This window comes from Streptomyces sp. NPDC027672, assembly GCF_055566335.1.
Window position 1 is genome coordinate 116,551 of sequence record NZ_JBVHSO010000015.1, and the last position, 19,231, is coordinate 135,781.

A 19,231-nucleotide genomic window follows, 5' to 3' on the forward strand; every position below is an offset into this window, starting at 1 on the left:
GCACCACGCGCATGGAGCACAACGAGCCCGACCGTCCGACCCCGCCACCGGGGGCCGCCCTCCGGCGCGGCCCGCGCGGCGGCCGGGCCGCCCCGACCCGCCGGTCCGTGCTGCGGACCGCCGCCGCCGGGGCGCTCACGGCCGGCGGCCTCGGGGCGCTGAGCGGCTGCGGGATCCCCGCGGCGGGCCGGAACCCGGGCGGCACCTCCGCCCAGGACCACTCGGCCGCGGAGAAGGTGGTGAACTTCTCCAACTGGACCGAGTACATCGACGTGGACGCCGGCGGCAAGCACCATCCGACGCTGGAGACCTTCCGCCGGCGCACCGGGATCACGGTCGACTACACCGAGGACATCAACGACAACAACGAGTTCTTCGGCAAGATCAAACCGCAGCTCGCCGCGGGCCAGGACATCGGCCGCGACCTGATCGTCCTCACCGACTGGCTGGTCGCCCGGCTGATCCGCCTCGGCTGGGTCCAGAAACTGGACGCGTCCAACCTGCCGCACGCCTACCGCAACCTCTCGCCCCAGTTCCGCGACCCGGACTGGGACCCCGGGCGGGCGTACTCCTATCCGTGGCAGGGCATCTCCACCGTCATCGCCTACAACAAGAAGGCGCTCGACGGCATCGAGGTGACCTCGGTCTCCGACCTGCTCGACAACCCCCGGCTCAAGGGCCGCGTCGGCTTCCTGTCGGAGATGCGCGACAGCGTGGGCATGACCCTGCTGGACATGGGCAAGGACCCGGCGCGGTTCACCGACGACGACTACGACGCCGCCATCGCCCGCCTGCAGAAGGCCGTCGACAAGGGCCAGATCCGCCGCTTCACCGGCAACGACTACACAGCCGACCTCGAAAAGGGCGACTTCGCGGCCTGCCTCGCCTGGGCCGGCGACGTCGTCCAGCTGAAGGCGGACAGCCCGGACGTCGGCTTCGTCATCCCGGACAGCGGCTACGTGACGTCGACCGACAACCTGTGCGTGCCCAACAAGGCACGCCACAAGACGAACGCCGAGCGGCTGATCGACTTCTACTACGAGCCCCGGCAGGCCGCCGCGCTCGCCGCGCAGATCACCTACGTGACGCCGGTCGACGGAGTGAAGCCCTACCTTGCGAAGATCGACAAGGACGCGGCGGACAACCCGCTGATCGTCCCCGACCGGGCCATGCAGGCGAAGTCCCATGCCTTCCGCTCCCTGAGCCAGAAGGAAGAGACGGCCTACGAAGAGAAGTTCGCGAAGCTCACAGGGGCGTGACGACGATGAAGACCACACCGGACAACAGCGGCGACGTCCGCCTCTCCGGCATCTCCAAGACCTACGGCTCCTTCACCGCCGTACACCCGCTGGACCTGACCGTGCCGGAGGGCTCCTTCTTCGCCCTGCTCGGTGCCTCCGGCTGCGGCAAGACCACCACCCTGCGCATGATCGCCGGCCTGGAGGAGCCCACCTCGGGCACGGTCCGGCTCGGCGACCAGGACGTCACCCGCCTGCCGCCGTACAAGCGGCCGGTCAACACGGTCTTCCAGTCCTACGCCCTCTTCCCGCACCTCGACATCTTCGAGAACGTCGCCTTCGGCCTGCGCCGGCGCGGCATCAAGAGCGTGAAGAAGCAGGTGGAGGAGATGCTGGAGCTGGTCCAGCTCGGCGAGCAGGCGCGCAAGAAGCCGCACCAGCTCTCCGGCGGCCAGCAGCAGCGCGTCGCCGTGGCCCGCGCCCTGATCAACCACCCCAGGGTGCTGCTGCTGGACGAGCCGCTCGGCGCCCTCGACCTGAAGCTGCGCCGCCAGATGCAGCTGGAACTCAAGCGCATCCAGACCGAGGTCGGCATCACCTTCGTCCACGTCACGCACGACCAGGAGGAGGCCATGACCATGGCCGACACGGTCGCCGTGATGAACGGCGGCCGGGTCGAGCAGCTCGGCGCGCCCGCCGACCTGTACGAGAACCCGCGCACCACCTTCGTCGCGAACTTCCTGGGCACCTCCAACCTCATCGAGGCCGAGGTCGACACCAGGAGCGGCGACGACATCGTGCTCAGGGCGGGCGGCGGCAAACTGGTGCTGCCCGCGGCCCGGTGCGCCGCGCCGCCGGCGGCCGGCGGCAAGGTGCTGGCCGGCATCCGCCCGGAGAAGATCTCCCTCACGCACGCCGGCGAAGCGGGCGGCATCCCGGCGGGCCGCAACCGCGTCACCGGGACGATCTCGGACGCCAGCTTCATCGGCGTCTCCACGCAGTACGTCGTCGACAGCCCCGTCTGCGCCGGGCTGTCGGTGTACGTCCAGAACGTCGAGCGGGACACCCGGCTCGTGCCCGGCGCCGAGGTCGTCCTGCACTGGAGCCCGGCCCACACCTTCGGCCTGGACGCCGCGCAGTCCCCGCTCGCCGGCACGGTGGACCCCGCGGGCACCGAGGAAGAGGCCGCCGCCTGATGGACACGCTCACCGAGGCGCCCCCGCCGCTCAGCCCCGCCGCGCCCGAGTCCGGGCCCGCGCGCCGGCGCGGCCGGTTCACGCCGTACTGGCTGCTGCTGCCCGGCCTGCTGTGGCTGGTCGTCTTCTTCGCGCTGCCGATGGTCTACCAGGCCTCCACCTCCGTGCAGCAGGGCTCCCTGGAGGACGGCTACCGGGTCACCTGGCACTTCGCGACGTACTGGGACGCCCTGTCCGAGTACTGGCCGCAGTTCCTGCGGTCCGTCTGCTACGCCGCCGCCTCGACCGCCCTGTGCCTGCTGCTGGGCTACCCGCTGGCCTATCTCATCGCCTTCCGCGCCGGCCGCTGGCGCAACCTGATCATGGTCCTGGTGATCGCGCCGTTCTTCACCAGCTTCCTGATCCGCACCCTGGCCTGGAAGACGATCCTCGCCGACGACAGCCCGGTCGTGCACGTCCTGACCGCGGTGCACGTGCTGGACCTGACCGACTGGCTCGGCTGGACGGCCGGCGACCGGGTGCTGGCCACCCCGCTGGCCGTGGTGTGCGGACTGACGTACAACTTCCTGCCGTTCATGATCCTGCCGCTGTACACCTCGCTGGAGCGGATCGACGGGCGGCTGCACGAGGCGGCCGGCGACCTGTACGCCAAGCCGTGGACCACCTTCCGCAAGGTCACCTTCCCGCTGTCCATGCCGGGCGTGGTCTCCGGCACGCTGCTGACCTTCATCCCGGCGGCCGGCGACTACGTCAACGCCGAACTCCTCGGCTCCACCGACACCCGCATGATCGGCAACGTCATCCAGACGCAGTTCCTGCGCATCCTCGACTACCCGACGGCGGCGGCCCTGTCCTTCATCCTCATGGCCGCCATCCTGGCCATGGTCACGTTCTACATCCGCCGGTCCGGCACGGAGGATCTGGTCTGACATGCCCCTCGTCACCTGGCTCAAGCGCCGTCTCGTCGTCCTCGCCGGGCTGCTGACGCTCGCCTACCTCCTGCTGCCGAACGTCATCGTCACGGTGTTCTCCTTCAACAAGCCGAAGGGGCGCTTCAACTACGCCTGGCAGCGGTTCTCCACGGACGCCTGGCAGGACCCGTGCGGAGTCGCCGGCCTGTGCGGCTCGCTCTCGCGCAGCCTCCAGATCGCCGTATGGGCGACGGTCGGCGCCACCGCGCTCGGCACGATGATCTCCTTCGCGCTGGTCCGCTACCGCTTCCGCGCGCGCGGCGCCGTCAACTCGCTGATCTTCCTGCCGATGGCGATGCCCGAGGTGGTCATGGCCGCCTCGCTGCTCACCCTGTTCCTCAACATGGGCGCCCAGCTCGGCTTCTGGACCATCCTGATCGCCCACATCATGTTCTGCCTGAGCTTCGTCGTCACCGCCGTCAAGGCGCGCGTGATGTCGATGGACCCGCGTCTGGAGGAGGCCGCCCGGGACCTGTACGCCGGTCCCGTGCAGACCTTCCTGCGGGTCACCCTGCCCATCGCGGCACCCGGGATCGCCGCGGGCGCGCTGCTGTCGTTCGCGCTCTCCTTCGACGATTTCATCATCACCAATTTCAACGCCGGTTCGACCGTCACGTTCCCGATGTTCGTCTGGGGATCGGCGCAGCGCGGAACACCCGTGCAGATCAACGTGATCGGCACCGCCATGTTCCTCCTGGCCGTCCTGTTCGTCCTGGTCGCGATGGCCGTCACGAACCGCCGGAACAAGCAGAAGGCATAGACCTTCCCGCGACCCTCTGTAGGGAGTTGAAATCATGGCCCCGAGCGCCATGAGCCGTGGCACAGACAGCTGGATCGCCTCTCTCTCCGAAGCCCAGCCGGTCCCGTACTGGCTGGAAGACCCCGGCAAGCCCGCCGCCGAGCCCGCCCTCACCGCCGCCGAGACCTGTGACCTGCTGGTCGTCGGCGGCGGCTACAGCGGACTGTGGACCGCGCTGAACGCCAAGGAGCGTGACCCGCGGCGCGAGGTGGTCCTGCTGGAAGGCCGCGAGGTGGGCTGGGCCGCCTCCGGCCGCAACGGCGGCTTCTGCGCCGCCTCCCTCACCCACGGCCTGCCCAACGGCCTGACCCGCTGGCCCGGCGAGATCCACAAGCTGGAGGAGCTGGGCCGGCGCAACCTCGACGAGATCGAGGCCGCGCTCGTCCGGCACGGCATCGACTGCGACTTCGAACGCACCGGCGAGATCGACGTCGCCACCGCGCCCTACCAGGCCCGCGAACTGGCCGACTGGCACCGGGAGCTGACGGACAAGGGCCTCGCGGACGGCATCGAGTTCCTGGACGCCGACGCCGTGCGCGCCCAGGTCGACTCGCCCACGTTCCAGGCGGGCCTGTGGGACCGCACCGGCGTGGCCATGCTGCACCCGGCCAAGCTGGCCTGGGGCCTGAAGCGGGCCTGCCTCGCGCTGGGGGTGCGGGTGTACGAGCACACGCCCGCCCTGACGCTGAAGCACTACGGCGCCGGGATGGCCGTACGCACCCCGTACGGCACCGTCCGCGCCCGCAAGGTCGCGCTCGGCACCAACATCTTCCCCAGCCTGCTGCGCCGCGTGCGCTCGTACACCGTCCCGGTCTACGACTACGCGCTGATGACCGAGCCGCTGACCGACGACCGGCTCGCCTCGATCGGCTGGCACAACCGGCAGGGCCTCGGCGACAGCGCCAACCAGTTCCACTACTTCCGGCTGTCCGCCGACAACCGCATCCTGTGGGGCGGCTACGACGCGGTCTACCCCTACGGCGGCCGGGTGCGCGCCGAGTACGACGACCGGCCCGAGACGTACGCCAAGCTGGCCGGGCACTTCTTCACCTGCTTCCCGCAACTGGAGGGCGTCCGTTTCACCCACGCCTGGGGCGGCGCGATCGACACCTGCTCGCGTTTCTCCGCGTTCTTCGGCACCGCCCACCAGGGCCGTGTGGCGTACGCGGCGGGCTACACGGGCCTCGGCGTCGGCGCCACCCGGTTCGGCGCGGACGTGATGCTGGACCTGCTGGACGGCGAGCACACCGAGCGCACCGCGCTGGAGATGGTCCGCCGGAAGCCGCTGCCGTTCCCGCCCGAGCCGTTCGCCTGGACCGGGATAGCGCTCACCAAGTGGTCCCTGGCCCGCGCGGACGCCCACGGCGGCCGGCGCAACCTGTGGCTGCGCACCATGGACCGGCTGGGGCTCGGCTTCGACAGTTGACGGAGCCCGCCGGGCGCGGCCCGCCGTCACCCGTCCCGCCCGCCGGAGGACCGGTCGCCCCGCCAGGCGGCGTACAGCGTGGAGAGCCCGATCGCCACGGTGGACACCGCCTCGGGCGGGATGCCGGACAGGACGAGCACCACTCCGGTCAGCAGGACCGCGAGAAATGCCACAAGATCGGTTCGCCCTCGGGGGCCGCGCATTGATATGCCTTTCTCCACTCCTGGCGGGGACGGGAGACAGACTGGCGCGGCCGTCCGGTGTTGCGCCACGCGGCACAGTTGCCGGTGGCCGCAACACCCGGGCGCCGTGGCGCGAGAGGGCGGGGATGAGTGTTCTGGTGCCGCTGGGCGGCGATCTCCCGGAGGAGTCCCGGGTGTTGGCGGAGGCGTTACGGCGCCTGTTCGCGGGCCTCGGCGTCAGCGTGCGCCGGTACGCCGCCCGCCGGCACCGGGACCCCGGCTCCCTCTCCCGGTTCCTCAACGGCACCCGCGTGCCGCCCTGGGAGTTCGTCCACGACCTGATCCACGACGTCGCCGAGGAGCAGGGCCGCGCCCCCACCGCGGAAGCCGTCGAGCTGCTGCGCCGGCTGCACCGCACGGCGCTGGCGAGCAGCGGCTCCCCGCAGCACCGGGTGCAGGCGCTGGAGGACGAACTCGCCGACGCCGACCGTCAGTCGCTGCGCTCCGCCGCCCTCGTCCGGGCGCTGGAGGGCGCGCTGGCCGACGCGCAGCACCGGGCCGCCGACCTGGAGGTGCGCATCCGCGGGCTGCACGGCCGGCAGGACCGCGCGGACGCCGAGAAGGACAAGGCCCTGCGGCTGTACCAGGACCAGGTGACCGCGCTGCTGCGGGAGCGGCAGGACCTGATGGAGCAGGTGGAGGCGCTCGGCGAGGAGTTGCAGGACGCCCACGCCCGACGGGTGCGCGCGGAGCGGCGGTGCGAGGAGCTGGAGCGCCAGCTCGTCGCGGCCGAGGAGCAGGCGGACCGGGAGAGCCCCCCGGCCCCGCACGGACCGCCGGGCACCGGCCCGCAGGGCGCCGGCGCGGAAACCGGCGGACCCGGCACGGGCGGCTCGGCACACGGCGGACCCGGCACCGGCGGTCCGGCACACGGCGGACCCGCCACCGGCGGCCCGGCACACGGCGGACCCGGCACCGGCGGTCCGGAGGGCGGCGGGTCTGGCGGGTACGGTCCGGACGGTGGCGGGCCCGGCGGGTACGGTCCGGACGGGGGCGGCGGGGCGCGCCGGGCGGTGCCGGCGGCGGGCGACGACCCGGCCCGGCACGGTCTCGACCCGCGGCTCGTCTTCGACACCTTCGTCGTCGGCGACAGCAACCGCTTCGCCCACGGCGCGGCCCGGGCCGTGGCCGAGGCACCGGCCACCCTGTACAACCCGCTCTTCGTCTACGGCACTTCGGCCATCGGCAAGACCCATCTGCTCTGCGCCATCGGCCACCAGGCCCGCGGCAACCGGCCGGGCACCCGGGTGCGCCGGGTGACGGCCGAGCAGCTCGCCGACGAGTACCTCGGCGCGGGCCGCGGCGCCGGTCTGGACGCGTTCCGCCGCCGCTGCCTGGACCTGGACCTGCTCCTGGTGGACGACATCCAGTTCCTGCCCGACCGGGGCGGGCTGCACGAGGAGTTCCGGTACCTCTTCGACGAGCTGTACGGCGCCGGCCGGCAGATCGTGGTCTCCTCGGACCGCCCGCCCAAACAGCTCACCGACCTCGGCGACCGGCTGCGCGGCCGGCTGGAGTCCGGTCTGATCACCCATGTCGGGCCGCCCGAACACGCGGTGCGGGTCGCCCTGCTGCACCGCACGGCACGCCAGGAGGGCATCGACGCGCCGGCCGAGACGCTGGACTACATCGCCTCGCAGGTCCGGCGCAACGTCCGCGAGCTGGAGGGCGCGCTCGTGCGGGTGCGGGCCTTCGCCGCGCTGAACCGGCAGCCGATGGACGTCACCCTGGCCGCCATCGTGCTGCGCGACCTGGTCCCGGACCGCGGACCGTCCCGCGAGGAGGACGCGGCCCGGCGGATCATCGAGATGACCGGCGTCTACTTCGGCGTGACGGCCGAGGCGCTGTGCGGCCGGGAGCGGAGCCGCGCCCTGGTGACCGCCCGCCAGATGGCCATGTACCTGTGCCGGGAACTCACCGACCTGTCACCGCCGCGGATCGGCCAGCTCTTCGGCGGCCGGGACCAGTCCTCCGTCGACCACGCGGAGCGCAAACTGCGCGCGCTGATGGCCGAACGGCGGTCCATCTACAACCAGATGACCGAACTGACCGCGCGGATCAAGGAGGTCGACGGGCCGCACATCGGCCGCTGGGTGTGACCCGCCTCACTCCGCGCGGCGCCCCGTCCCGCGTAATGCTCCCCGCCCGCCCTCCTCTCATCTCCCGGCGCCATCGCGTCGTACGGCGATCGGGAGGTCGTACGGCGACCGAGAAGTCGTCGGCGATCGCGAAGGCGTACGGCAATCGAGAGAGGGAGGCTTCTGACGATGACTGGGGCGAAGACGGCCGTCACCTGGCTGGCATCCGTCGCACCGGACCCCCTGGCCTGCCGCCGGGAGTGGGAGCGCGACCCCCGCGGGGTCGCCCTGCTGCCCGCCGGCAAGGCCTGGGACGTCCTGATCGTCCCGGGTGACCTCGGCTATCCGACCCTGGACGTGCTCACCCGCGTCCTGGACCGGCTCGGCCCGGTGCTCGCCGACCCCGGCGACGGCCGGGTCGGCTTCTTCGTGCCGCCGGGCACCGCCGCCCGCTGGCTCGGCACCGGCATCCGCACCGCCGGGACCGGCACCTGGATCGTGGTGCCGTATCCGGGCCGGGCGGCCCGGGGCGTGCGCTGGCTGGTGGAGCCGGACGGCTCCGGCACGCTGACCGACCCGGCACTGCTGGAACTGGCGATGCACGAGGCGGCGGCGGGCCCGGCCGGGCGGCGCAAGACGGACGGGTAGCGCCCGGAGACCTTGACAAGAGGATTGGTCTGGACCAAGTTGTGTGCGCTCCGCTCCTCCACTCCCCGACCACGGAGGTCCTCGTGGACCGCGCCAGACGTCCCCGACCCGTCCTCGCCGTGCTCACGGCCGCAGCCCTGGCCGTGCCCGGCATCACCGCGCTCTCGTCGGCCGCCCGTGCGGCCGACGCGGACGTCGCCGTCAACGGCGGCTTCGAGTCCGGCCTGACCGGCTGGACCTGCTCGGCCGGCACGATCGTCAACTCCCCGGTGCACAGCGGCACCTCCGCCCTCCAGGCCACCCCGGCGGGCGGCGACAACGCCCAGTGCGCCCAGACGGTGAGCGTGCAGCCGAACGCGCAGTACACCCTGTCCGGCTACGTCCGCGGCTCCTACGCCTACCTCGGCGCGAGCGGCACCGGCACCACCGACGTCTCCGCCTGGACCCAGTCCGCCCCCGACTGGCAGAAACTCAGCACCACCTTCCGCACCGGGGCCGCCACCACCAAGGTCACCATCTACACCCACGGCTGGTACGGCACCGGCGCCTACCAGGCCGACGACATCACCCTGACCGGCCCCGGCGGTGGCGGCACCACCCAGCCGCCCGCCGCCCCGGCCGGCCTGAAGACCACCTCCGTGAGCTCCTCCTCCGTCGGCCTGTCCTGGTCGGCGGTGACCGGCGCCACCAGCTACGCCGTCTACCGCGACGGCGCCAAGGTCCAGACCGTGACCGGCACCTCCGCGACCGTCTCCGGACTCACCGCCTCCACCGCCTACAGCTTCCAGGTCAGCGCGGTCAACGACGCCGGCGAGTCCGCGAAGTCCGCCGTCGTCACCGCCACGACCAGCACCGGCACCGGCGGCGGCGGAGGGGGCTCGGGCAGCCTGCCCGCCCACGCCCTCGTCGGCTACCTGCACGCCAGCTTCGCCAACGGCGCCGGCTACACCCGCCTCGCCGACGTACCCGACAGCTGGGACGTCATCGACCTGGCCTTCGGCGAGCCCACCTCGGTCACCTCCGGGGACATCCGCTTCAACCGCTGCCCGGTCACCGAGTGCCCGACCGTGGAGAGCGACGCCGAGTTCAAGGCGGCCGTCAAGGCCAAGCAGGCGGCCGGGAAGAAGGTGCTCATCTCGATCGGCGGCCAGAACGGCCAGGTCCAGCTGACCACCGCCGCGGCCCGCGACACCTTCGTCTCCTCGGTCTCGAAGATCATCGACCAGTACGGCCTGGACGGCCTCGACATCGACTTCGAGGGCCACTCGCTGTCGCTGAACACCAACGACACGGACTTCAAGAACCCCACCACACCCGTGATCGTCAACCTGATCTCGGCCCTGAAGACCCTGAAGGCCAAGTACGGCGCCGGCTTCGTGCTGACGATGGCCCCGGAGACCTTCTTCGTGCAGAACGGCTACCAGTACTACGGCACCGGCAAGTGGGGCGGCCAGGACCCGCGCTGCGGCGCCTACCTGCCGGTGATCTACGCCCTGCGCGACGACCTCACGCTGCTGCACGTCCAGGACTACAACTCGGGCCCGATCATGGGGCTGGACAACCAGTACCACTCCATGGGCGGCGCGGACTTCCACATCGCCATGACCGACATGCTCCTCACCGGCTTCCCGGTGGCCGGCGACCCGAACAACGTCTTCCCGCCGCTGCGCCCGGACCAGGTCGCCATCGGCATGCCCGCGTCGACGAACGCCGGCAACGGCCACGTCTCCCCGTCCGAGGTCACCAAGGCCCTGGACTGCCTGACGAAGAAGACGAACTGCGGCTCGTACCAGACCCACGGGAGCTGGCCCGCCCTGCGCGGCCTGATGACCTGGTCGGTGAACTGGGACCGGTACGCGAACTGGGAGTTCCAGAAGAACTTCGACGCGTACTTCGGCTGAGCGGCGCACACCGGCCGAGCACCCGCGCGAGCGCGGCCAGCAGCACCGCGCCCAGGCACCAGGAGGCCACCACGTCCAGCGGCCAGTGCCAGCCCCGGCGGACCAGGCCGTAGGACACCGCGAGCACCAGCACCGCGCAGCCCGCCGCCAGCGCGCGGCGGGCGGCGGGGGAGCGGAGCCAGGGCAGCACGAGCAGGGTCGCGGAGCCGTAGGCGACCAGCGCCGTCGCCGTGTGACCGGAAGGGAAGTAACCGTCCGCCGGGGGCACCACCGGTGTCCCCGGCCGGGCGGTCCAGTCCTTCAGCGGTACGACGAGCGCCGGCAGCAGCGCCGTCGGCACGGCGGCGGCCAGCGGCGGCAGCCACCAGCGGGGGCCGCCGCCGGCCCGCCCGCGCCACAGGGCCAAACCGATGGCCAGGACGAGCACCGGGACGGCGACCTCGATGTTCCCGAGGTCGGCGAGCAGCTCGGAGAACCGGTCCGGGTGCACCAGGGCCCGGCTGACGTCCGCGTCCAGCCGGAGCAGCGGCCCGTCCGCGAGGACCTGCCAGGTGATGAGGGCGAAGAGCAGCGCCGGGAGGACCAGGAACAGCATGGGCCCAGCTTCGCAGGCCGGGGCGCGCGCCGGTGCGCGGGCTGGTGCGCGAGGCGGTGCCCGGGCCGGTGCGCGGGGCGTAAGAAGGAGGTCGGCCGCCCCGGAACAGGGGGGGTGTTCCGAGGCGGCCGTCCGGACCGGAGTGTCGCGCGCCCCGGGGGGTTTGGGGCGGCGACCGTCCGATCGGTGAGGAGACCCGGAGCCGTCAGGCGCCGGTCGCGTGCGCGAGGGCACGACCGGGTCGAAGCTGGGGATGCCCCGGCCCGGAGTCGCCCACAGTCCCCTGTGGGCGGGGTGTATCTCTCATCGGGACAGAACCTACGGCAGGCCGGCGCGCTTGGGCAGACGGAACCCGCTCCCGTCATCCACCTCGCACACCTTCTTCACACGGCCTGCCGCAGGCGCGTCCTCCTCGCTCAGATGCGCGTGAACGCCTGCTCGATGATGTCGAGGCCCTCGTTCAGCAGGTCCTCGCCGATGACCAGCGGCGGCAGGAAGCGCAGCACGTTGCCGTAGGTGCCACAGGTCAGGACCAGCAGGCCCTCGGCGTGGCAGGCCTTGGCCAGCGAGGCGGCCGCCTCCGGGTTCGGCTCCTTGGTCGTACGGTCCTTCACCAGCTCGATGGCGATCATCGCGCCGCGGCCGCGGACGTCACCGATGATGTCGAACTTCTCGGCCATGGCGGTGAGGCGGCCCTTCATGACCTCCTCGATGCGCTTGGCCTTGCCGTTGAGGTCCAGCTCCTTCATCGTCTCGATGGCACCGAGCGCACCGGCGCAGGCGACCGGGTTGCCGCCGTAGGTGCCGCCGAGTCCGCCGGCGTGCGCGGCGTCCATGATCTCGGCGCGGCCGGTGACGGCGGCGAGCGGCAGGCCGCCCGCGATGCCCTTGGCGGTGGTGATCAGGTCCGGGACGATGCCCTCGTCCTCACAGGCGAACCACTGCCCGGTCCGGCAGAAGCCGGACTGGATCTCGTCGGCGACGAACACGATCCCGTTGTCCGCGGCGAACTGCCGGATGGCCGGCAGGAAGCCCTTCGCGGGCTCGATGAAGCCGCCCTCGCCGAGCACCGGCTCGATGATGATCGCGGCGACGTTGTCCGGGCCGACCTGCTTGGTGATCTGGTCGATGGCCTGCTTGGCGGCCTCCGGACCGGCGTTCTCCGCACCGGTGGGCCAGCGGTAGCCGTACGCCACCGGCACCCGGTACACCTCGGGCGCGAACGGTCCGAAGCCGTGCTTGTACGGCATGTTCTTCGCGGTCAGCGCCATGGTCAGGTTGGTCCGGCCGTGGTAGCCGTGGTCGAACACGACGACGGCCTGGCGCTTGGTGTAGGCACGCGCGATCTTCACGGCGTTCTCGACGGCCTCGGCGCCGGAGTTGAACAGCGCGGACTTCTTCGCGTGGTCACCCGGGGTCAGCTCGGCCAGCGCCTCGGCGACGGCGACGTAGCCCTCGTACGGGGTGACCATGAAACAGGTGTGGGTGAAGTCGGCGAGCTGGGCGCTCGCGCGGCGCACCACGGCCTCGGCGGAGGCGCCGACGGAGGTCACGGCGATACCGGAACCGAAGTCGATGAGGCTGTTGCCGTCGACGTCCTCGATGACGCCGCCGCCGGCGCGGGTGACGAAGACCGGCAGCGTGGAACCCACGCCCTGCGCGACCGCGGCGGTACGGCGGGCCTGAAGCTCCTGCGACTTCGGGCCGGGGATGGCGGTGACGACGCGGCGCTCCTGCGGAAGTGCGGTCATGGGGGGCTCCCTGATGATCTTGCGTACCGGGCGGTCCCGGGCGGTTCCGGGCGGTGCGTTTACGGACGCATACCTTCTTTTCCCGCAGGCTAAGACCGGTTCCCGGGCGCGGGCATGCTCCATGTGGGCGTTGTCGGCGCCGCTCGTTGTCCGCGATGGACATAGCCCGCCCGGACGGCAGCGGCCCGCACCGGCCGCGTAAGCGGTGAACTCCCGTTCCCGGGGCGTTAGATTGGCTCGCTGATGGCGCACCGAATGGCGGATGGAACGGCTGGTCAGGGGGCAGGGTCGATGGACACCGACGGCACACGCAACACACGCGACACGCCCACGCCCCCAGCACCACGCCCTGCGCCACCGACGGACACGCCCGCGGCCCCGCACGGCGGGCCGCCGTCGTACGGTGACGCCGTCGTGCCGCCGCGGCCGACGCGCGCACCGAGCGTGCCGGCGGCGGGCGGCGGGCCGTCGTACGCCGCGCCCGCTCCGCACCCGTCCTCGCCCGTCGCCGACTGGCTCGACGAGCCGCGCCCGGCGGTCGAGCCCGGGATCTGGCGCTACGGCTACCGGCTGCCCAAGGCCGCCCGTCAAGAGCAGCGCCTCGCCCCCGTCACCGTCGTCGGCTTCTTCGTCCCGCTGGCGGCGGGGCTCCTTCTGTGGTCCCTGTGGCGGCACGGCAGCATCCCCTACCAGTGGGCCGTCATCAGGCTCCTGACCCCCGACGACTGGTGGTGGTCCGGGACCACGTCACCGAAGGGCTACCAGGGGGCGGAGGTCCTCACCGTCGCCGACGGCGTGGTCTTCGGCCTCATCGTCTTCGCGATGGCACGCCTGGGCAGCTGGCCCGTCATCGTCCGGCACGTCGTCACCCGCCGCCCCCAGCCCGCGCGCGCCCTCCTCGCGGCCTTCGGCGCACTCGTCGCGCTGGCCTTCGTCTTCCCCGACGCCTTCGGTGTCGGCTGGGACCCGCTGCCGGTGCAGGATCCACTGCTCTCCCTCATCGTCCTGCTCACCGGCGACTACCAGATCTTCGGGTCGGTGCTGCTGATGGACACCCTGTACGCGCTCATCACCCTGCTGGTGCTGTGGCCCTTCGCCCGGATCGGCGGCTGGCTGTCCCTCGGGCGGGAGGCGATCGCCGCGCGCGGGCGGGCGAAGGCCGGCCAGTCCGCGGAGCCGGCCGTGGACCGGCGGCCGTCGCACTGGCCCGAACTGCGGGAAGCCGGCCAGCACCAGGCCGCGGACGTGCTCACCACCGAACTGCGCGTCGGCCGGATGAACGACGTGGACTGCGCGAGGGTCCGCCACATGCTGAACGCGGCCCGGGCCCGTGCCCGACTGTCCTCGTTCACCGAGACGGTGCTCCGCGACGGCGCCGCTGCCTGGACCCACCCCTCCGGCGACCGCGACCTCTCGGGCCGGTCCGCCCGCCACGATCTGCTGGTCGGGCAGGTGCGCATCGGACAGTGGGCGGCCGGGGACCGTACCCCGCACGCCTACGGCGGTGCCGGCGCGGCCCTCGGGCCCGACACCCTCGGCACCTCGCTGCTGGCCGTCGGGCCCTCCGGCTCCGGCAAGACGCAGCGCCTGATCAGGCCCGTCGTGGAATCACTCGGGCTGCAGGCCCTCGCCGGGCAGTGCGCGGTCGTCGCCGTCTGCGCGGCAGGCACCCCGCTCGGCCCCGACTCCGCCTTCGACGTCGTCGTACGCCTCGGGGACCCCGCATCCGTGTACGACCTCGACCCGTACGCGGACTCCACCGACCCGGACGAGGCAGCCGCCTTCCTGGCGGAGGGGCTGGCCGGCGACCTGGACGCGGTCAGCGGGCAACGGGCCGTCACCGCCCTCGCCCAGCTCCTCGGCCCCTACCGGGCGGCGTACGGACGTTTCCCCACGCTGCCCCAGCTCCGGGAACTGCTGGAAGGCGATCCGCCGGTCCTGGCCGCGCTCCGGGCGGCGCTGGCGGGCGACAAGCACGCCGTGATGCGCCGCGAGCTGGACGCGCGCGCCCGGCAGTCGGGCAGCGCCGGCGATCCCGGCCCGGTTCTCGCCGACCGCCTGGCCGTGCTGGACCGGCCGGCGTTCGCCGGGTTCTTCGGTGCCCGGCAGAGGGACATCCGGCCGTTCTCGCTGCGCGCCGTCGCCCACCACCCGCTGCGGGTACGGATCGACCTGCCCGACCGCGGGTACGACGAGGCGTCCCGGCTCGTCACCCGGCTGCTGCTCGCCCAGTTCGGCGTCGTGGCGACGGCGGGCGAACGGACCCACTTCGTATGCCTGGTCCTGGACGATGCCACCGGTGCCGTGACGGCCGAGTCGGTCCGCCGCATCCAGCGCCTGCGCTCCCGCAACGCGGGCGTGGTGCTCTCCCTGCGTACCGTCGGGGACGTCCCTGAGGCGCTGCACGGACCGCTGTACGCGGCCGTGGGCTGCCGTATGGCCTTCGCCGGAGTCACCACCTGGGACGGCAGCCGGTTCGCGGAAGCCTGGGGCACCCAGTGGGTGGAGGCGCGCGATGTGGCCCGGCACACTGTCTTCGCGGATCAGCCCATGACGCGCGCGATCCACGCCTTGCGCAAGCTGGTGACCGGCAAGGCGGTCACGACCGAAGCCGTCACCGTTCGGCAGGTCGAGCGGGAGCGGTGGTCCGCGTCCGAGTTGGCTCATGGGGTGCCGCCGGGGCACGCGGTGTTGTCGTTGACCACCGTCCAGGGCGAGCACGCGCCGCCGCTGCTGGTCGACCTGCGCGCGTGAGCGTCGCACTGGCCCGCCTGCGCGCGGGCGCGCTCTGTGGGCCGTTCCGCGCGTGAGCGCTCTGCGGGCGGCTCCGTGGGGGAGCGGGCCGCGCAGGTGTGGGCAGGCCAGCGTGGGGTCGTACGGTGAGGCAGAATCGGGGTGGGCCGTTCATACACGGCGGCCAAAAGATCACCGGTGAAAGCCCGCCGTGGTCACCGGACCCCCTCACCGTGAAGGCCCCATGCCCCCGACTCTCGCCTCGCTCGTCCACCACTCCGCGCTCAAGCTGACCGTGCGCGCCGGCGAGGACCGTCTCGACGTGCCCGTCCGCTGGGCGCACGTCAGCGAGCTGGCCGACCCCGTGCCGTACATGGAGGGCGGCGAGCTGCTGCTGATCACCGCCCTCAAGCTGGACGCGGAGGACCCCGAGGCCATGCGGCGGTACGTGCGGCGGCTGGTCGGCGCCGGTGTCGTCGGCCTCGGGTTCGCCGTCGGCGTGAACTACGAGGAGACCCCCGCACCACTCGTCGACGCCTGCGCGGAGGAAGGGCTGCCGCTGCTGGAGGTACCCCGCCGCACCCCGTTCCTCGCCATCAGCAAGGCCGTCTCCGCGGCCATCGCCGCCGACCAGTACCGCGCCGTCACGGCCGGTTTCGCCGCCCAGCGCGAGCTGACCCGGCAGGCCCTGGGCACCGGCCCGGAGGGAGTGCTCGGCGTGCTCGCCGCCCAGGTAGACGGCTGGGCGGCGCTCTACGACGCCTCGGGCGCCGTCGTCGCCGCCGCCCCGGAGTGGGCCGGCCGCCGCGCCGCCCGGCTCACCGCCGAGGTGGAACGGCTGCGGGAACGCCCGGCCCCCGCCTCCTCCGTGGTCGGCGGACCGGACCACGAGGACCGCGTGGAGCTGCACTCCCTCGGCACCGGCCGCCGCCCCCGGGCCGCCCTCGCCGTGGGCACCGCCGCCGCGCTCGGCACCGCCGAACGCTACGCCGTGCACTCCGCCATCGCCCTGCTCACCCTCACCACCGAACGCTCCCGCTCCCTGCACGCCGCCGAGCAGCGCATCGGTACGGCGGTGCTGCGCATGCTCCTCGCCGGGGAACCGGACCACGCCCGGGCCGTCGCCGGCGACCTGTACGGCGGGCTGCTGGACGCCCCGTTCCGGGTGATCGTCGCCGAGTCCCCGTCCGGCACCGCGGGCGAGGTCCTGGGCGAGCTGGCGGAGACGGTGGAGTCCGCAGCGGCCCGCGCCGGGGAAGCCGTGCTGGTCGTGCCCGAGGGGGAGCGGCTGGTGGTGCTGGCCGCCGACGAGGGCGCGGCGGTGGCCGCGTGCGCCGCGTACGCCACGGCGCTCGAAGGGGAGCGGGCGCACCCCGAGCCGGGCCGGGCGGCGGACGAGGAGGAACTGGTCGTCGGGCTGTCCGCGCCCGCCGGACCGATCGCGGCCGCGACGGCGTACCGGCAGGCCGAGCAGGCGCTGTCGGTGGCGCGGCGGCGCGGCCGGGTGTTCGTGGAGCACGAGCGGCTGGCCGCCGGTTCCGTGCTGCCGCTGCTGGCCGACGACGCGGTGAAGGCGTTCGCCGACGGGCTGCTGCGGGCGCTGCGCGAGCACGACGCGACGGGGCGCGGCGATCTGGTCGCCTCACTGCGGGCGTGGCTGTCGCGGCACGGGCAGTGGGACGCCGCCGCGGCCGACCTGGGCGTGCACCGGCACACCCTGCGCTACCGGATGCGCCGGGTCGAGGAGATCCTCGGCCGCAGCCTGGACGATCCGGACGTGCGGATGGAACTCTGGCTGGCCCTGAAGGCCACCTCCACCGAGTGACCGCCCCACATCCGAAGGCCACGTCCACCGAGTGACCGCCCCGGCTCCCCACGACCCCGGCTCCCCACGACCCCGGCTCCCCACGACCCCGGCTCCCCACGCCCCCGGCCCCTCACGACCCCCGAACCCGGCCCCCCGTCCAAGGTCCCGGCCCCTCACCGCCCCCCGACCCCACCCCATCCCGCCAAACCGGCGTACCCCACCCCCCGACTGCTACGACTCGGACAAACGCCACCCGGCCGCCCCCGCCCTACCGTGGAGCACGCAAGCCAAGCACACCCCCAACGCGGAAGGGCCGGGACTCGTACATGACTTCCACCCATGCCTTCTGGCTCGCCGGCCGCCAGGTCACCGGCGAGGACACCTTCGACGTCACCTCTCCGTGGGACGGCCGGCTGGTCGGCAAGGTCAGCGTGCCGACGGACGCCCAGGTCGAGGAGGCCGTGGCCGCCGCGTACGCCGTGCGGGACGAGTTCGCCGCCACCCCGGCGCACGTGCGCGCCGCCGCCCTGGACCACGTCAGCAAGCGGCTCGCCGAGCGCACCGAGGAGATCGCCGAGCTGATCTCCGCCGAGAACGGCAAGCCCGTCAAGTGGGCCCGGGGCGAGGTCGGCCGCGCGGTCTCCGTGTTCCGGTTCGCCGCCGAGGAGGCCCGCCGGTTCAACGGCGGCGAGGCCCAGCGGCTCGACACGGACGCCGGCGGTCAGGGCCGGCTCGCGCTGACCCGCCGCTTCCCCAAGGGTGTCGTGCTCGGTATCGCGCCGTTCAACTTCCCGCTCAACCTGTGCGCCCACAAGGTCGCCCCGGCGATCGCGGCCGGTGCGCCCATCATCCTGAAGCCGGCCCCCGCCACGCCCCTGTCCGGCCTGATCCTCGGTGACCTGCTCGCCGAGACCGAGCTGCCGGCCGGCTCCTGGTCGATCCTCCCGGTCGCCAACGACCGCATGGCCGCCCTGGTCCAGGACGAGCGCCTGCCGGTCATCTCCTTCACCGGTTCCGAGAAGGTCGGCTACGCGATCATGGACTCGGTGCCGCGCAAGCACTGCACGCTGGAGCTGGGCGGCAACGGCGCCGCGGTCGTCCTCGGCGACTACGCCTCCGACGCCGACCTGGACTGGGCCGCGACCCGCATCGCGACCTTCTCCAACTACCAGGGCGGCCAGTCCTGCATCTCCGTGCAGCGGGTGATCGCCGACGCGTCCGTGTACGACCGGCTGCTGCCGCGTATCGTCGCCGCCGTCGAGGCCCAGGTCACCGGTGACCCGTCCGACCCGAAGACCGATGTCGGCCCGCTGGTCAGCGAGGACGCCGCCCGGCGCGTGGAGTCCTGGGTGGACGAGGCGGTCGCCGCCGGCGCCGCCCTGCTCACCGGCGGCAAGCGCGAGGGCGCCTCGTACGCGCCGACCGTCCTCGCCGACGTGCCGGCGGACACCACGATCGCCTGCGAGGAGGTCTTCGGACCCGTCCTCACCGTGCGCAAGGTGGACGGCGAGGAGGAGGCGTTCGCCGCGGTCAACGACTCCAAGTACGGCCTCCAGGCGGGCGTGTTCACCCACGACCTCCAGGTCGCCTTCCGTGCCCACCGCGCCCTGGAGGTCGGCGGTGTGGTGATCGGCGACGTCCCCTCCTACCGCGCCGACCAGATGCCGTACGGCGGCGCCAAGCAGTCCGGCGTCGGCCGCGAAGGCGTGCGGTTCGCGATGGAGGACTACACCTACGAGCGCGTACTGGTCCTCACCGGTCTCGCGCTCTGACCTGCCACGGACAGGTCGGGAACGGACGGCCGCAGCCCACTGTGCGGGGGCTGCGGCCGTCCGCGTTTTCAGCG

At 72.9% G+C, this 19,231-nt stretch carries 13 protein-coding genes and 1 pseudogene; 11 read left to right on the plus strand and 3 right to left on the minus strand.

The window, feature by feature from the left end; genetic code table 11:
• The first annotated feature begins 11 nt into the window (after nt 1–11).
• Genes ACZ4SV_RS30305 through ACZ4SV_RS30325 form a run of 5 tightly spaced genes read left to right on the plus strand, consistent with a single transcriptional unit; the run spans nt 12 to nt 5,630 of the window.
• Complete coding sequence (locus tag ACZ4SV_RS30305; RefSeq protein ID WP_468008007.1) at nt 12–1,259, plus strand: polyamine ABC transporter substrate-binding protein; 1,248 nt, start codon at nt 12–14, stop codon at nt 1,257–1,259.
• 5 nt (nt 1,260–1,264) lie between these two features.
• Nucleotides 1,265–2,434 (plus strand): ABC transporter ATP-binding protein, encoded by a 1,170-nt coding sequence (locus ACZ4SV_RS30310; protein ID WP_468008009.1) that lies wholly within the window; start codon nt 1,265–1,267, stop codon nt 2,432–2,434.
• The gene (locus tag ACZ4SV_RS30315; protein WP_468008011.1) at nt 2,434–3,363 is read left to right on the plus strand and encodes an ABC transporter permease; all 930 of its coding nucleotides are present in this window, start codon (nt 2,434–2,436) and stop codon (nt 3,361–3,363) included. Before ACZ4SV_RS30310 ends, ACZ4SV_RS30315 begins: the two co-directional genes overlap by 1 nt.
• A 1-nt stretch (nt 3,364) precedes the next feature.
• Nucleotides 3,365–4,165 carry an ABC transporter permease gene (locus ACZ4SV_RS30320; protein WP_468008013.1) on the plus strand — a complete coding sequence of 267 codons (801 nt, stop codon included), beginning with the start codon at nt 3,365–3,367 and terminating at the stop codon, nt 4,163–4,165.
• 34 nt (nt 4,166–4,199) lie between these two features.
• Nucleotides 4,200–5,630 (plus strand): NAD(P)/FAD-dependent oxidoreductase, encoded by a 1,431-nt coding sequence (locus ACZ4SV_RS30325; RefSeq protein ID WP_365884041.1) that lies wholly within the window; start codon nt 4,200–4,202, stop codon nt 5,628–5,630.
• Nucleotides 5,631–5,656: 26 nt separating this feature from the next.
• Here ACZ4SV_RS30325 and ACZ4SV_RS30330 read toward each other — a convergent pair whose 3' ends face one another.
• Nucleotides 5,657–5,803 (minus strand): hypothetical protein, encoded by a 147-nt coding sequence (locus ACZ4SV_RS30330; protein WP_365884039.1) that lies wholly within the window; start codon nt 5,801–5,803, stop codon nt 5,657–5,659.
• Between the two features lie 155 nt (nt 5,804–5,958).
• On the opposite strand from ACZ4SV_RS30330, the gene dnaA reads away from it, so the two are divergent.
• The 3 genes from dnaA (at nt 5,959) to ACZ4SV_RS30345 (ending at nt 10,499) form a co-directional block, all read left to right on the plus strand.
• Nucleotides 5,959–7,971, plus strand: coding sequence for a chromosomal replication initiator protein DnaA (gene dnaA, locus ACZ4SV_RS30335; RefSeq protein WP_468008016.1), 2,013 nt, complete (start codon nt 5,959–5,961; stop codon nt 7,969–7,971).
• A gap of 168 nt (nt 7,972–8,139) precedes the next feature.
• Nucleotides 8,140–8,598, plus strand: coding sequence for a hypothetical protein (locus tag ACZ4SV_RS30340; RefSeq protein WP_397940482.1), 459 nt, complete (start codon nt 8,140–8,142; stop codon nt 8,596–8,598).
• An 83-nt stretch (nt 8,599–8,681) separates the two neighbouring features.
• Nucleotides 8,682–10,499, plus strand: a complete 1,818-nt coding sequence (locus tag ACZ4SV_RS30345) for a chitinase (protein ID WP_468008018.1) — start codon at nt 8,682–8,684, stop codon at nt 10,497–10,499.
• Nucleotides 10,500–10,575: 76 nt separating this feature from the next.
• On the opposite strand, the pseudogene ACZ4SV_RS30350 reads toward ACZ4SV_RS30345, so the two are convergent.
• Nucleotides 10,576–11,094 (minus strand): annotated as a pseudogene (locus tag ACZ4SV_RS30350) (phosphatase PAP2 family protein); the annotation flags it as partial.
• Between the two features lie 416 nt (nt 11,095–11,510).
• A complete protein-coding gene (gene gabT, locus ACZ4SV_RS30355; RefSeq protein ID WP_365878121.1) occupies nt 11,511–12,845 on the minus strand; it encodes a 4-aminobutyrate--2-oxoglutarate transaminase in 1,335 nt (444 codons plus the stop codon).
• 291 nt (nt 12,846–13,136) lie between these two features.
• On the opposite strand from gabT, the gene ACZ4SV_RS30360 reads away from it, so the two are divergent.
• From ACZ4SV_RS30360 to ACZ4SV_RS30370, 3 genes are all read left to right on the plus strand, one after another.
• Nucleotides 13,137–15,599 (plus strand): type IV secretory system conjugative DNA transfer family protein, encoded by a 2,463-nt coding sequence (locus ACZ4SV_RS30360; RefSeq protein ID WP_468008020.1) that lies wholly within the window; start codon nt 13,137–13,139, stop codon nt 15,597–15,599.
• Between the two features lie 223 nt (nt 15,600–15,822).
• A complete protein-coding gene (locus tag ACZ4SV_RS30365) occupies nt 15,823–17,403 on the plus strand; it encodes a PucR family transcriptional regulator (RefSeq protein WP_468008022.1) in 1,581 nt (526 codons plus the stop codon).
• 308 nt (nt 17,404–17,711) lie between these two features.
• Complete coding sequence (locus ACZ4SV_RS30370) at nt 17,712–19,157, plus strand: aldehyde dehydrogenase family protein (RefSeq protein WP_468008024.1); 1,446 nt, start codon at nt 17,712–17,714, stop codon at nt 19,155–19,157.
• Nucleotides 19,158–19,231: the final 74 nt, after the last annotated feature.

Bases quoted from the DNA above. Each gene is read 5' to 3' on its own strand.
- ACZ4SV_RS30305 (WP_468008007.1), top strand. From the start codon at position 12: ATGGAGCACAACGAGCCCGACCGTCCGACCCCGCCACCGGGGGCCGCC.
- ACZ4SV_RS30310 (WP_468008009.1), top strand. From the start codon at position 1,265: ATGAAGACCACACCGGACAACAGCGGCGACGTCCGCCTCTCCGGCATC.
- ACZ4SV_RS30315 (WP_468008011.1), top strand. From the start codon at position 2,434: ATGGACACGCTCACCGAGGCGCCCCCGCCGCTCAGCCCCGCCGCGCCC.
- ACZ4SV_RS30320 (WP_468008013.1), top strand. From the start codon at position 3,365: ATGCCCCTCGTCACCTGGCTCAAGCGCCGTCTCGTCGTCCTCGCCGGG.
- ACZ4SV_RS30325 (WP_365884041.1), top strand. From the start codon at position 4,200: ATGGCCCCGAGCGCCATGAGCCGTGGCACAGACAGCTGGATCGCCTCT.
- dnaA (WP_468008016.1), top strand. From the start codon at position 5,959: ATGAGTGTTCTGGTGCCGCTGGGCGGCGATCTCCCGGAGGAGTCCCGG.
- ACZ4SV_RS30340 (WP_397940482.1), top strand. From the start codon at position 8,140: ATGACTGGGGCGAAGACGGCCGTCACCTGGCTGGCATCCGTCGCACCG.
- gabT (WP_365878121.1), bottom strand. From the start codon at position 12,845: ATGACCGCACTTCCGCAGGAGCGCCGCGTCGTCACCGCCATCCCCGGC.
- ACZ4SV_RS30360 (WP_468008020.1), top strand. From the start codon at position 13,137: ATGGACACCGACGGCACACGCAACACACGCGACACGCCCACGCCCCCA.
- ACZ4SV_RS30365 (WP_468008022.1), top strand. From the start codon at position 15,823: ATGCCCCCGACTCTCGCCTCGCTCGTCCACCACTCCGCGCTCAAGCTG.
- ACZ4SV_RS30370 (WP_468008024.1), top strand. From the start codon at position 17,712: ATGACTTCCACCCATGCCTTCTGGCTCGCCGGCCGCCAGGTCACCGGC.